This window comes from Pseudomonas sp. MYb193 (genome assembly GCF_002966775.1).
GTDB lineage: Bacteria > Pseudomonadota > Gammaproteobacteria > Pseudomonadales > Pseudomonadaceae > Aquipseudomonas > Aquipseudomonas paracarnis.
Genome location: NZ_CP023269.1, coordinates 6,107,309 through 6,120,632 on the forward strand (window position 1 = coordinate 6,107,309; position 13,324 = coordinate 6,120,632).

10 protein-coding genes are annotated in these 13,324 nt (G+C 60.6%); 6 read left to right on the plus strand and 4 right to left on the minus strand.

Features of this window, described 5'->3' with window-relative positions:
- The first annotated feature begins 109 nt into the window (after window positions 1-109).
- The 5 genes from CLM72_RS28140 to CLM72_RS28160 all read left to right on the plus strand — a co-directional run bounded on the left by CLM72_RS28140 (window position 110) and on the right by CLM72_RS28160 (window position 7,529).
- The gene (locus CLM72_RS28140; RefSeq protein WP_034129145.1) at window positions 110-931 is read left to right on the plus strand and encodes an ABC transporter substrate-binding protein; all 822 of its coding nucleotides are present in this window, start codon (window positions 110-112) and stop codon (window positions 929-931) included.
- Complete coding sequence (locus tag CLM72_RS28145) at window positions 928-1,698, plus strand: amino acid ABC transporter permease (RefSeq protein WP_014720547.1); 771 nt, start codon at window positions 928-930, stop codon at window positions 1,696-1,698. The genes CLM72_RS28140 and CLM72_RS28145 overlap by 4 nt, the downstream gene beginning before the upstream one ends.
- 155 nt (window positions 1,699-1,853) lie before the next feature.
- The gene (locus CLM72_RS28150) at window positions 1,854-4,820 is read left to right on the plus strand and encodes an autotransporter domain-containing protein (protein WP_105229009.1); all 2,967 of its coding nucleotides are present in this window, start codon (window positions 1,854-1,856) and stop codon (window positions 4,818-4,820) included.
- Between the two features lie 144 nt (window positions 4,821-4,964).
- A complete protein-coding gene (locus CLM72_RS28155; protein ID WP_308706288.1) occupies window positions 4,965-6,260 on the plus strand; it encodes an autotransporter outer membrane beta-barrel domain-containing protein in 1,296 nt (431 codons plus the stop codon).
- A 333-nt stretch (window positions 6,261-6,593) separates the two neighbouring features.
- The gene (locus CLM72_RS28160) at window positions 6,594-7,529 is read left to right on the plus strand and encodes a hypothetical protein (protein ID WP_146120428.1); all 936 of its coding nucleotides are present in this window, start codon (window positions 6,594-6,596) and stop codon (window positions 7,527-7,529) included.
- A gap of 72 nt (window positions 7,530-7,601) precedes the next feature.
- On the opposite strand, the gene oadA is transcribed toward CLM72_RS28160, so the two are convergent.
- Together oadA and CLM72_RS28170 are read right to left on the minus strand one after the other, a co-directional pair.
- On the minus strand, window positions 7,602-9,410 hold the full coding sequence (gene oadA, locus CLM72_RS28165; protein ID WP_034129149.1) for a sodium-extruding oxaloacetate decarboxylase subunit alpha: 1,809 nt from the start codon (window positions 9,408-9,410) through the stop codon (window positions 7,602-7,604).
- An 11-nt stretch (window positions 9,411-9,421) separates the two neighbouring features.
- Window positions 9,422-10,837: an acetyl-CoA carboxylase biotin carboxylase subunit gene (locus CLM72_RS28170; protein ID WP_003195732.1), complete on the minus strand. Its 1,416-nt coding sequence runs from the start codon at window positions 10,835-10,837 to the stop codon at window positions 9,422-9,424.
- Window positions 10,838-11,031: 194 nt separating this feature from the next.
- Between CLM72_RS28170 and CLM72_RS28175 the strand changes: the two genes are divergently transcribed.
- Entirely contained in the window at window positions 11,032-12,006 is a 975-nt protein-coding gene (locus CLM72_RS28175) for a LysR family transcriptional regulator (protein WP_098950000.1), read from the plus strand.
- Here CLM72_RS28175 and CLM72_RS28180 read toward each other — a convergent pair.
- Together CLM72_RS28180 and hexR are read right to left on the minus strand one after the other, a co-directional pair.
- On the minus strand, window positions 11,936-12,133 hold the full coding sequence (locus CLM72_RS28180) for a PA3496 family putative envelope integrity protein (RefSeq protein ID WP_073526287.1): 198 nt from the start codon (window positions 12,131-12,133) through the stop codon (window positions 11,936-11,938). The genes CLM72_RS28175 and CLM72_RS28180 overlap by 71 nt on opposite strands.
- 262 nt (window positions 12,134-12,395) lie before the next feature.
- Window positions 12,396-13,262 carry a transcriptional regulator HexR gene (gene hexR, locus CLM72_RS28185; protein WP_003177007.1) on the minus strand — a complete coding sequence of 289 codons (867 nt, stop codon included), beginning with the start codon at window positions 13,260-13,262 and terminating at the stop codon, window positions 12,396-12,398.
- Window positions 13,263-13,324 lie beyond the last annotated feature (62 nt).

Below are 13,324 nucleotides of genomic sequence, written 5' to 3' on the forward strand. Positions count from 1 at the left end.
TTTTACTCATATGCTTATGAAAATAACTCACTATGAGAGTCGTTCTTATAACTATTTAATGCGTACCGTTCGGTTAATAACAACCTCTTTTTTATTCAGGTGTTCGATTTTGAAATTCAGACCGCTGTTGGCCCTGGGCCTGACGATGTTGGCTGCTTCAACCCAAGCCTTTGGCGGTGCCACGCTGGATCGTGTCGAGCAGAAGAAAGAGCTGGTCGGCGTGCTGATGGAAAGCTATCCGCCGTTTTCATTTCTCAATGACCAGAATCAGCTCGACGGTTTCGACGTGGACGTGGCCAAGGCCGTGGCGCAAAAACTGGGCGTGAAGTTGCGCCTGGAAACCCCGTCCTGGGACGTGATCGCCGCCGGCCGCTGGAGCGGGCGCTACGACATTTGCATCTGCTCCATGACCCCAAGCAAGGCACGCGCCGAGGTGTTCGACTTCCCGGTGGAGTACTACGCCTCACCCGCCGTGATCGTGGTCAATGCCAAGGACGATCGCATCCACGAAGCGAAGGACCTGAGCGGCAAGAAAGTCGGCCTCACCAGCGCCTCCAGCTACGAAAGCTACCTGAACAAGAACCTGGTGATCGAAGGCGCCGAAGACACGCAGTTGCAGTACCCGTTCGAGGAGGTGCAGATCGCCCCGTACGACACCGACAACGTGGCGTTCCAGGATCTGGGCCTGGGCGCTGGCGTGCGCCTGGATGCGATCCTCACCAACCTGGTCACCGCGCAGCCGCGCCTGACCCAGGACAAGCGTTTCAAGCTCGCCGGTGCGCCGCTGTACTCGGAGCCCAACTCGGTGGCCATCGAGAAAGGCGACCCGCAGTGGGACAGCAAAGTGCGTGAGGTCTTCGCCCAGCTCAAGCAGGACGGCACCTTGAGCGCGCTGTCGCAAAAATGGATCGGCGCCGATATCAGCCGATGAGTTTTCGCCTACGGCTTTACCTGACCTGGGCGGCGCTGTTCGCCCTGTTTGCGAGTTTTTTCCTGAGCTTTGACCTGAAGTTCTCGATCATCCTCGACAAGCTGCCCAACCTGGTCGGCCTGCACCTTGCGCCCAACGGCTTCCTGCAAGGCGCGGCGCTGACGCTGTTCTTGTGTCTGTGCGCCATTGTCGCGTCGTCGGTGCTGGGCTTTATCACCGCGTTGGGGCGCCTGTCCAAAAGTGCCGTGGCGTTCGGCATCGCCAGTTTCTACGCCTCGTTCTTTCGCGGCACGCCGCTGCTGATCCAGATCCTGTTGATCTACCTGGGCCTGCCGCAATTGGGGCTGGTGCCAGGCGCCATCGTCGCCGGGATCATCGCGTTGTCACTGAATTACGGCGCCTACCTGAGCGAGATTTTCCGCGCCGGCATCCTCGGTGTGCCCCATGGTCAACGCGAGGCTGCGCTGGCCCTGGGCATGCGCGACAGGGCGATCTTCTGGCACGTGACGCTGCCCCAGGCCATGCGCACCATCATCCCGCCGGCCACCAACCAGTTCATCTCGATGCTCAAGGATTCGTCGCTGATCTCGGTGATGGGCGTGTGGGAAGTGATGTTTCTGGCGCAGTCCTATGGCCGCTCAAGCTACCGCTATATCGAGATGCTCACGACGGCGGCGATCATTTATTGGGTGATGTCCCTGGGGCTCGAATTGATCCAGGCGCGGATGGAGCGGCATTTCGGCAAGGGCTACGTGCGGCGCGGTTGACGTGCAGAATGTGCAATATATTGCAGCGCTCAGGCTGAATAGGCTCAAAGATCTGCAATAGATTGCATATTCATTGTCGTCATCTTTTCGACACATTCCTGCAACTCCCCTCCGCTATACAGGTCGACTCGCTTGCCATAACAAGGTCGCCCAGCATGCCCCCGTCTCCTCAACGCTTCGCGCTCGCCATCACCCTGTTGGCCAGCGGCGGTTTCATCGAAGCAGCCGCAGCCAAAACCCTGCAGATCGACACGCCTACCACCCAGGGGCAAACCTTGGGGGGCAGTGATACGTTGACCACGTCGGCGCCTGGCAGCATTAGAACCTCTGGGGTGGCGGTGACGCTCAAGGACGGCACCCGCGGTGCGGGGGTGGTGGTGACGAACGCGGGCAAGCTGGTCTCCAGTGGCGGTCGGGGTATCGACAGTTCGGGGAGTGTCAGCGGGGAGCGCAGGTACAGCATTTACAACCTTGCCGGCGGGGTGATCCAAGGCGCCAATGATGCGTTGCGCATCAACAGTAACGTTGCCAGCGGCAGCGTGCTGATCGACAACAGCGGCACCATTCGCTCGGCCACCGGCCAAGGGCTGGACCTGGATGCGCTGCGCAGCAGCAACGTCACCACCACCATCATCAACCGTGCCGGTGGTTTGATTCACGGGGAGGCCAGCGACGGCATGAAGACCGGCGCCAACGCCTCTATCACTAACTACGGCGAGATTTCCACCGGCAACACCTTCTCCCGCGATGACAAGTTCGATGGCGTGGACATCGACTCCGCCAGCGGCGTGACGGTCACCAATTACGGCCTGATTTCCGGTGGCCGCCATGGTATCACCACGGACGAGGGTGCCGCGCTGACCAACTACGGCACCGTGATCGGCCGCAACGGCTCAGGCTTTGGTTCCGATGGCGACGGCACTGTGATCAACCACGGCACCATCACCGGCGCGTTCTCCGGGCTGCAACCGGATGGCGACGGTGACGGCGTGGACATCGACAAGATCGCCCATATCGAAAACTACGGCGTCATCCAGGGCGTCGGTGCCGGGGGTGTCGACAAGAACGGCTTCGCCAACGGCAGCGAAGGGATCGCCCTGGGCGGCGGCTCTATCTACAACGCCAAAGGCGCGCTGATCAGTGGTGCCAACAATGCCATCCTGGTGGACGACGGCAGCGACGGGCCCGGGCTTGCGGCTACCACCCTGGAGAACCACGGCACGATTCAGGGCCTGGATGGCTTTGGCGTGAAGTTCGTCGGCAACTACGCCGACACGGTCATCAACAGCGGCACGATCAGCGCCAGCAATGGCTTGGCCCTGGACTTGGGCGGCGGTGACGATCACCTGATCTTGCGCAATGGCAGCCGCTTTATCGGCACGGTAGACGGCGGCAGCGGTTACGACCGACTGACCCTGGACGACGTCGCAGGGGGTAGTTTTAGCGACAGCCGCAACCTTGAATGGCTGGAGGTCAAGCAAGGCACCTGGACGTTGACCGGCCAGGGTGACTTCAGCGACGGCGGCAAGATTTCCAGCGGTGCCAAGCTGGTCAACCAAGGCGGCATTGCCGGTAATGTGACGGTCGATGCAGGCGGTGTGTATGCCGGTGGCGGCTCGGTGGGCAGCCTGCTGGTGAACGGCACCCTGCAGACCAACACCGCTTTGGGTACCGCCAGCATCAGCCGTGACTTGCGCATGGGCAGCGGCTCGACCCTCGCCTATGGCGTCGACGCCGACGGCAGTAGCGCACCGATCAAGGTCGGCGGCATCGCTTACCTTAATGGCGCGACCCTGGCGGTCAACCCCGGCGAAGGCACCTACCCGTGGCAAAGCCATTACAGCGTGCTGCAAGCCGGCAGCATCAACGGCACGTTTGGCAAGGTTACCAGCGACTACGCCTTCCTGACCCCAACCCTGGACTACAGCGCCACTCAGGTCGGCCTCACGTACACACGTAACGACATCGCCTTCAACCAGTTCGCCAGCACCGCCAACGGTGCCAGCGCCGCCAGCAGCCTGGCGGGCCTGGGCACGAACAATCCGCTGTACAACGCCCTGCTCAATACCACCACCGCCACGGCCGGTGCAGCCATCGAACAACTGGCGGGTAGCAGCACTGCGAGCCTCACCAGCGCCACCCTCAATGCCAGTGCTCAAGTGGGCAACAGCATGCTCGCCGCCATGCACCAGGTGGGTGGCGGTGCGGGACTGCTGGTGGGGCTGGACGGCAAAAACACACCCGCACTGGCGGCCACCGGGGTACCCGCCGAGGTGCGCAACCTCAATGACCCGAACGCCCGCGGCCGCCTGTGGCTGCAAGGTATCGGCAGCTACGGCAAGCTCGACGGCGAGCACGGCAGTAACGGTTTGACCCAACGCACCAAGGGCACAGTGCTCGGTGCCGATTGGGCGCTGGACGGCGACTGGCGCCTGGGTGTGCTGGGGGGTTATTCCAAGACCGACCTGGACACCGCCGGTGTGGACGGCAGCGTCGACAGCTGGCACGCCGGCGTCTATGCCCTGCGCCAGAGTGGCGCACTGGCCTTGCGCCTGGGTGCTGCCTACAGCGGGCACCAAGGCGACAGTAAACGCACGGTGGCCTTCAGCGGTTTTAACGACCGCCCCAAAGGCGACTATGACGCCAACAGTCAGCAGGCTTTTGCTGAACTGGGATACGCCCTTGGCGCAGGGCGCTTGAGCGCAGAGCCGTTCGCCAACCTCGGCTACCAGCGCTACCAGCGCGACGGCTATAACGAAAAAGGCGGCGCCGCTGCGTTACACGTCAAGGGCCAGACCCAGGACAACTTCAGCAGCACCTTCGGCCTGCGCCTGGCGCATCTGAGCCAGCTGGACAACGGCGTCAGCCTCACACCCCGCGCCAGCGTTGGCTGGAAGCACACCTATGGCGATGTCGACAGCACCACCGGCCAGGCCTTCCTGGCCGGGGGCACGGCGTTCAATGTGCAAGGCAGCGCCCTGGATCGGGACAGCCTGTTGCTGGAAGCGGGCCTGGACCTTGGCTTATCCGCCCGCCATCGCCTGGGCCTGGGCTATACAGGCGAAGTGGGCAGCAACAGCCGCAACCATGCGCTGACCGGCCAATGGCAGATGAGTTTTTAATCGCACCGTACTAGAGACAACTCCCGCAAATCAGGGGTCGATGGCCTGACAGTTATCCCCCCCTCACCTCGCCTAAATTCCCGGCCTCATTAATCAAGAGGTTGGGACTGCATGCCATTCACCTTACAGCGACTCGTGCTCGTCATGTCCTTCGGGCTGGCCGCCAGCAGCATTCAATTTGCCCAAGCGCAGGGAAGCGTGGAACACGTGTTCGATCGGTCCGGGATCACAGACCTGACCGGGTCAATCAATCGTGACGGCGTCTTGCATCGCCTTTCGACAGACGCCCCCGTCGATTTTTACCTGGCCGAACACACAAACACTCGCAACGGCCAGCGCCTGGCGCTGGCCGTGGACGCGGCGGTCAAATCGCTACTTGAATCAGACAAACTCACCCCCTGGGACAGGTACGAACTGGGCAATATCGGCGAATACCTCAATAACCTCGCGCCGGGGAAGGTCGCTCAGGCCCTCGAACAACTCGCGGGCAGCCAGAATGCCAACCTTGCCGCAGCCACCCAAATGAGCACGCAACAGGTCAGCGACACGCTGCTCTCGGTCCTGCGCGACCTGCCAGCAAACGTCGCAGACGACGCCGATGGCCGCATCTGGGTAAAAGGCCTCAGCCACAACGGCAAACTTGACGGCCAATATGGCAGCGTCGGGTTGCAGCAAAGCACCAAGGGCGTTGTTCTGGGCGCCGACTGGGCAGTCGACCACGCTTGGCGTGCCGGTGTGGTGGGAGGTAAATCCGAAAGCGAGTTTGAGCACAAGCGTTTCAAAGCAGCACTCGACAGCTGGCATCTGGGCGCATACGCCGTACGCCAGGACGGCCCGCTGGCTCTGCGCCTGGGTGCCATCTACAGCAACCATGACGGGCAAAACAAACGCGGTGTCGATATCGACTTCTTGGGTTATCGCGAGCAACTCAAAGGCAAATACACGGCCCAAAGCCAAACCGTGTTTGGCGAAATGGGCTACCAGCTGGGCAAGGATACGTTAAGCGTCGAGCCGTTCGCAGGCCTGGGGTACCAGCGCTACCATCGTGAAGGCTTCAAGGAAAAAGGCGGCTTTGCGGCGTTGAATGTCGGTGCGCAAACCCAGCAAAACCTCAGCAGCACCCTGGGGCTTCGCTTGGGCAGCCTTTATCGTTTTGATAACAACATGAGCCTGTCCCCGCATTTGAGCACCCACTGGAAGCACCTCTACGGCGACGTGCAAAGCAGCGTGAAGCAATCTTCTCGACTGATTGACCTGACCGGAGAAAAGAGTGACTTCACCGTCGATGGCGTCTCGCTGAACCGCGACAGCCTGGCCCTGCGCACGGGGTTGGACATAGGCCTTTCTGCTCACCAGGCAGTGAGCGTCGCGTACACCGCTGAGGTCGGCAGTAACAGCCGTAACCATGGGCTGGTAGGCGAGTGGAAGATGGGGTTTTAAGACAGCAACTGAGGAAACTTCACGCTCAAGCGGGTTACAACGCCTGACATTAAGCCGGTGATTGTGCTCGCTACACTCCGGCCTCCTACACCGAAGAGGCCGGAAACCATGATCTCGCCATTCTCGTTTATCCCGTCCATGGGCATGCTGTTTGCCCATGGCACCCAGTCCCTCGCCGCTGCCGTCACCCCGGCCACACCATCGCAACCACCTGTACACCCGCCAGCAACGTCTGGCGAGCTCAAGACTGCCCATAGCCAACCGTCCAATGGCTTGCTCAATACCCATACCATCAAACTCATGACTACCCCAGGCTCAGCGAGCAGTCACGGTATGAATATCGACCACTTGGCCAAACTGACCCAAAGCGACGCCAACCTGGCTAACCCCCACCTCATGACAGCCGTTGAAATCGTCAACAGCCCGGATGTACAGATCAAGGCGCCTGTTCATGGCTTGGTCAGCTCCGGGCTCACCTCCGTCTGGCTGGATAACCGAGGGGGCATCACCGGTGCAACAGGCACGGGTGTGAAGCTGGACGGAAATAAAGCCGATGAAGTGACCAATCAGGGCGTTATCACCGGCGGCAACGGCGTAGCCCTCGACATGGGAGGCGGTGACGATCTGTTGATTATCAAGAAAGGCAGCCGTTTCAACGGCGAAGTGGATGGGGGCAGTGGCACCAATCAGGTGATTCTCGACGATGCTGAAGGAGGGACTTTTGAAGGGGCGACAAGAATGCAGCATCTGTGGGTCGGCAAAGGCTCCTGGGAACTGACCGGCGCACTGCACGCCAACCGACAAGGCAAGGTGTACAGCGACGCGACGTTGATCAACCGTAGTGGGATCAAGGGCACAATGGATATCGAGCCGGGCGCGAGCTACTCCGGCGGTAACGTCGACAATCTTAACGTAGCCGGCACCCTGCTGCTCGATCCCACGATCACTGCACGGACAAGAATCACCAATGATCTGAATCTGAAACCAGGATCGAGCGTGAATTTCAAAATCGGCGTGGATCAGCAGCACTCCGTGCTGAACGTCGGCAACACATTAACGTTGGGGAACCCCACCCTGCACCTTGACGTACAGCCAGAGAGCGACGAGTTGCTCAAGCGCCAGCTACCCATCGCCAAAGCAAGCACCATCGATGGGAGGTTCGGCGCCATCAGCAGTAACCTGACCACCCTGGAACCTGAATTGATCTACACCCCGAAGGGCATTTTTGTCGAATTCAAACGCAAGGAGAGCCCGGCAATCACCGCCTGATGGTCAAAAAATCAGCAAAAAAAGGGGGCACATGCCCCCCGAGGTTTAAGCGGTAGTTGGAAGGCTGAGTAATCAGCCTTCGATCTCAATCAGGATTTCCCCAGGGTTCACCCGGTCGCCTTTGGCCACATGAACAGCGGCGACCTTACCGGCAATCGCTGCCTGCACTTCGGTCTCCATCTTCATGGCTTCGGTAATCAACACGGCCTGGCCGGCCTTGACCACGTCGCCGACCTTGACCAGCACATCGACGATATTGCCCGGCATCGCCGTGCTGACATGGCCCGGTTCGGTCGCGTGCTTGCGCTTGCTGCCGCCGCTGCTGACAAATTCGTTTAGCGGCTCGAACACCACTTCTTCCGGCATGCCGTCGATGGACAGGTAGAAGTGACGCTTGCCTTCGGCCTTTACACCGACACCGGTGATATCCACACGGTAGCTTTCGCCGTGCACGTCGATAACGAATTCGGTCGGTACACCTTCACCGCCAGCACGGGCCACGCCGCCCGCTTCCGGGATCGGCAACAACACTTCAGGGGCCAGGGTGCCGGCGTCGCGTTCTTCGAGGAACTTGCGCCCGATGTCCGGGAACATGGCGTAGGTCAGCACGTCTTCTTCGGACTTGGCCAATGCGCCGATTTCGCCGCGCAGCTTGGTCATTTCCGGCTTGAGCAAATCCGCCGGGCGCACGTCGATCACGTCTTCGCTGCCGATGGCCTGGCGGCGCAGTTTTTCGTTCACCGTGCCCGGCGCCTTGCCGTAACCGCCTTGCAGGTAGAGCTTCACTTCGTTGGTAATGGTTTTGTAGCGCTCGCCGGCCAATACGTTGAAGAACGCCTGGGTGCCAACGATCTGCGAGGTCGGCGTTACCAGTGGCGGGAAGCCGAGGTCTTCACGCACTCGTGGAATCTCGGCCAGCACTTCGCTCATGCGGTTCAGAGCGCCCTGCTCTTTGAGCTGGTTGGCCAGGTTGGAGATCATCCCGCCCGGCACCTGGTTGACTTGCACACGGGTGTCGACGGCGGTGAATTCGCTCTCGAACTGGTGGTACTTCTTGCGCACGGCGTAGAAGTACAGGCCGATCTCTTGCAGCAGTTCCAGGTCGAGGCCGGTGTCGAACTCGCTGCCTTTAAGGGCTGCGACCATCGACTCGGTGCCCGGATGGCTGGTGCCCCAGGCAAAGCTGGAGATGGCCGTATCGATGTGGTCGGCACCGTTTTCGATGGCCTTGAGTTGGCACATCGCGGCCAGGCCGGCGGTGTCGTGTGAATGGATAAAGATCGGCAGGTTCTGCTCGGCTTTGAGTGCCTTGACCAGTTCGCCAGTGGCGTAGGGCGTGAGCAGGCCGGCCATGTCCTTGATCGCGATGGAGTCGCAGCCCATGGCTTCCAATTGCTTGGCCTGGGCCACGAACGCTTCCACGGTATGCACTGGGCTGGTGGTGTAGGCGATGGTGCCTTGTGCATGTTTGCCAGCGGCTTTCACCGCTTCAATGGCCACGCGCAGGTTACGCACGTCGTTCATTGCATCGAAAATGCGGAACACGTCGATACCGTTGACCGCCGCCTTGGCCACGAAGGCTTTGACCACGTCGTCGCTGTAATGGCGGTAGCCCAGCAGGTTCTGGCCGCGCAGCAGCATTTGCAGGCGCGTATTGGGCAGTGCGGCGCGCAGTTGGCGCAGGCGCTCCCACGGGTCTTCCTTGAGGAAGCGCACACAGGCGTCGAAGGTCGCGCCGCCCCAGACTTCCAGGGACCAGTAGCCGACTTTGTCGAGCTTGTCGCAGATCGGCAGCATGTCGTCGGTGCGCATGCGGGTGGCCAGCAACGATTGGTGGGCGTCGCGCAGGATGGTGTCGGTTACGAAGATCTTCTTGCTCATTGTTATATTCCTCACAGGCCTGCGTGGGCGGCGATGGCGGCGGCGATGGCCAGGGCCAGCTCTTCGGGTTTGCGCTTGATCGAGTAGTTGGTCAGCTCAGGGTGGCTTTCCACAAAGCTTGTATTGAACTGGCCGCTACGGAATTCCGGGTTGCGCAGGATTTCCTGATAATAGGCGGCAGTGGTCTTCACGCCTTGCAGGCGCATGTCGTCCAGGGCACGCAGGCCGCGGTCCATGGCTTCTTCCCAGGTCAACGCCCACACCACCAGTTTCAGGCACATGGAGTCGTAGAACGGCGGGATGGTGTAGCCGGTGTAGATCGCCGTGTCGGTACGCACGCCGGGGCCGCCGGGGGCGTAGTAACGGGTGATCTTGCCGAAGCTTGGGAGGAAGTTGTTCTTCGGGTCTTCAGCGTTGATACGAAACTGCAACGCGAAACCACGGTGCTGGATGTCTTCCTGCTTGACCGACAATGGCAGGCCGGAGGCGATGCGGATTTGCTCGCGAACGATATCGATGCCGGTGATTTCTTCGGTGATGGTGTGTTCCACCTGCACCCGCGTGTTCATCTCCATGAAGTACACCTCGCCCTCGGCGAGCAGGAACTCCACGGTACCGGCGTTCTCGTAGCCCACGGCTTTGGCAGCGCGGACCGACAGATCGCCGATGTAGGCGCGCTGTTCCGGGGTCAGTTGCGGGCTGGGGGCGATTTCGATCAGCTTCTGGTTGCGACGCTGGATCGAGCAATCACGTTCGAACAGGTGCACCACGTTGCCAAAGCTGTCACCGAGGATCTGCGCTTCGATGTGCTTGGGATTGACGATGCATTTTTCCAGGAACACTTCCGCCGAACCGAAGGCCTTGGTGGCTTCGGAAATCACGCGGGGAAAGGCTTGTTCAAGTTCTTCGCGACTGTTGCAACGACGAATGCCACGGCCGCCACCACCGGAGGTGGCCTTGAGCATCACCGGGTAACCGATACGGTCGCCTTCAGTGAGGGCTTCGTGGATGTCGGCAACGTTGCCTTCGGTGCCCGGCGTGACCGGCACACCGGCCTTGATCATGCTGCGGCGCGCTTCGGTCTTGTCGCCCATGCGGCGAATCACTTCTGCCGAAGGGCCGATGAACTTGATGCCGCGCTCGGCACAGATATCTGCCAATTCGGCGTTTTCCGACAGGAAGCCGTAGCCGGGGTGCAGCGCATCGCAGCCGGTTTCCACCGCCAGGTTCACCAGCTTGCGCGGGTTCAAGTAACCGGCCAGTGGCTCGGCACCGATGCTGTGGGCTTCGTCGGCACGCTTGACGTGCAACGCATGGCGGTCGGCGTCCGAATAAACCGCGACCGAGCGAATGCCCATCTCGGCGCAGGCACGCACGATTCGTACGGCAATTTCACCACGGTTGGCGATCAGGATCTTTTTTATCACTTGGAAATTCCCTTGAGCCGATTTGCGTGCTTCGACCCGTTGCAGCCGGGCCGGCGCGTGACCAAATGTTTCATGACAGTCGCGAGACACACACTATGCGCACAGGAGAATTAATAAAAATCAATAATTATTGGGTTGTGTATAAGTAAAGACTTATAGTTGACCGCAATACCAAGGGGCTGAGGCTTTATAAAATGCGTAAGTCATTGATGCGTATGACATTGCGTCAATTGCAGATCTTCAATGAAGTGTGTGATTTGCGTTCCTACAGCCGTGCCGCCGAGGAAATGTCCCTCACCCAACCGGCGGTCAGCCTGCAAATTCGCCAGCTGGAAGAACTGATCGGCCAGCCGCTGTTCGACTATGTCGGCAAAAAACTCTACATGACCGAGGCCGCCGAAGCCTTGCAACGGGCCAGCCGCGACATCTTCGGGCGCCTGGAAAACCTCGATATGCAGCTGTCGGACATGCAGGGTTCACTGCAAGGCCAACTGAAACTGGCGGTGGAGTCCAGCGCCAAGTATTTCGTGCCGCACCTGTTCGCCGCCTTCAAGCGCCAGCATCCGGAAGTGCAATTGCAGCTCACGGTGGTCAACCGTGCCCAGGTGATCCGCCGGCTCTCGGACAACCGCGACGACCTGGTGATCATGTCCATGGTGCCCCAGGACATGGGCCTGGAGTTCCTGCCGTTTCTCAACAACCCGATTGTCGCCGTGGCGCTGCCAGATCATCCGTTGAGCCTGCAAGGGCCACTGCGCTTGCAGGACCTAGAGCCTTATACCCTGCTCATCCGCGAGCCGGGCTCTGGCACGCGACTGGCCTGCGAAGAGTACTTCAAGGAAAAACGCGTGCACTTCACCCAGACGGTGGAAGTGGCCTCGGCGGAGGCACAGCGTGAGTGCGTGGCAGCGGGGTTGGGCGTGGCCCTGCTGACGCGCCACGCCTTGAACCTGGAGCTGGCCACGGGCGGGCTCAAGGAGCTGCCTGTGGAAGAACTGCCGCTGTACCGCAGTTGGTGCCTGGTGCAGGCCAAGGCTAAACGCCTGTCACCGGTGGCCCATGCGTTCCTGGGCTTTATTCGCAGCGAACGGGTGCAGATCAGCGCGCTGGCTGAGCGTTTCGCTGGGCAGCCACGGGTGCCTGCCAATGCAGTTCCGGGTAGTCACTGATGCTCTGGAGCAACTGGCGCTCCTCGCAGCGGTCTTCGATGGCGCGACGGAACGCCATGCGGCGCTGGTCTTCCTGCTGACGACGGGTCTTGACGGTGCTGTTGCTGTCTTCGTAGGGCCGGGTCATTTGGAGTCTCCCAATGCGAGTACGGGGAGTACAGGATGGGCGCGGGGGATGACGGTTTGGCGGCGCGGGGATTACAGGATGATGAATCTTGCGAAATTGACGCAAATTCCCTGTGGGAGCTGGTTTGCTGTGGCGAGCAAGCTTGCTTGCGCTGGGGTGCGAAGCGCCCCCAAAAAGCCGGAGACTGCTGCGCAGTCAGCGGGAGCAAGCTCCCTCGCCACAGCAAGCCAGCTCCCACACTTTGACCGAGTATGGCCTGGGCTTAGTCGTCGAGGGCTTTGACGGATTTTGGCGAGAGGCGAAGGCTACGCAAGCTGCGCTTCACGCTCTTGAGGTGGTTGACCAGGCTCGGGCCACGGGCCATGGCCACGCCCATCGCCAACACGTCGATGACCACCAGGTGGGCAATGCGCGAGGTCAGCGGCGTGTAGATTTCGGTGTCTTCATGCACGTCGATCGCCAGGTTCACCGTGGACAACTCCGCCAATGGCGTCTGGCTCGGGCACAGGGTAATCAACGACGCGCCGCTCTCACGCACCAGGTTGGCGGTGATCAGCAGGTCTTTGGAACGACCTGATTGGGAAATGCAGATGGCCACGTCAGTGGGCTTCAAGGTCACCGCCGACATCGCCTGCATGTGCGGGTCGCTGTAGGCCGCGGCGGTCAGCAGCAGGCGGAAGAACTTGTGCTGGGCATCGGCCGCCACCGCGCCGGACGCACCGAAGCCGTAGAACTCGACGCGCTGGGCCTGGGACATTGCGGTCACGGCCTTTTGCAGCTCCACCGGGTCGAGCTTCTCACGCACCTCCATCAAGGTGTGCAAGGTGGTGTCGAAGATTTTCAGGCTGTAGTCGGCGACGGAGTCGTCTTCATGAATTGCAAACTGGCCGAAGCTCGCACCGGCAGCCAGGCTTTGCGCCAGCTTGAGCTTGAGGTCCTGAAAGCCGGAGCAACCAATGGCGCGGCAGAAGCGCACGATGGTCGGCTCGCTGATGCCCACGCTGTGGGCCAGGTCGGCCATGGAACTGTGCATCACGGCCGCAGGGTCAAGCAGCACATGATCGGCAACCTTGAGTTCCGATTTGCGTAACAGGTGGCGCGACTGGGCGATATGTTGCAACAGGTTCAAAGGGCAGGACTCTTGTTATTGGCAGGCGCCAGGGATGTAGCAAGCTTGTAGTTATACTACAA

Excerpts from the sequence above, each read along its gene's own strand:
- CLM72_RS28145 (WP_014720547.1), top strand. The coding sequence starts at position 928 with ATGAGTTTTCGCCTACGGCTTTACCTGACCTGGGCGGCGCTGTTCGCC.
- CLM72_RS28150 (WP_105229009.1), top strand. The coding sequence starts at position 1,854 with ATGCCCCCGTCTCCTCAACGCTTCGCGCTCGCCATCACCCTGTTGGCC.
- CLM72_RS28155 (WP_308706288.1), top strand. The coding sequence starts at position 4,965 with ATGTCCTTCGGGCTGGCCGCCAGCAGCATTCAATTTGCCCAAGCGCAG.
- CLM72_RS28160 (WP_146120428.1), top strand. The coding sequence starts at position 6,594 with ATGAATATCGACCACTTGGCCAAACTGACCCAAAGCGACGCCAACCTG.
- oadA (WP_034129149.1), bottom strand. The coding sequence starts at position 9,410 with ATGAGCAAGAAGATCTTCGTAACCGACACCATCCTGCGCGACGCCCAC.
- CLM72_RS28175 (WP_098950000.1), top strand. The coding sequence starts at position 11,032 with ATGCGTAAGTCATTGATGCGTATGACATTGCGTCAATTGCAGATCTTC.
- CLM72_RS28180 (WP_073526287.1), bottom strand. The coding sequence starts at position 12,133 with ATGACCCGGCCCTACGAAGACAGCAACAGCACCGTCAAGACCCGTCGT.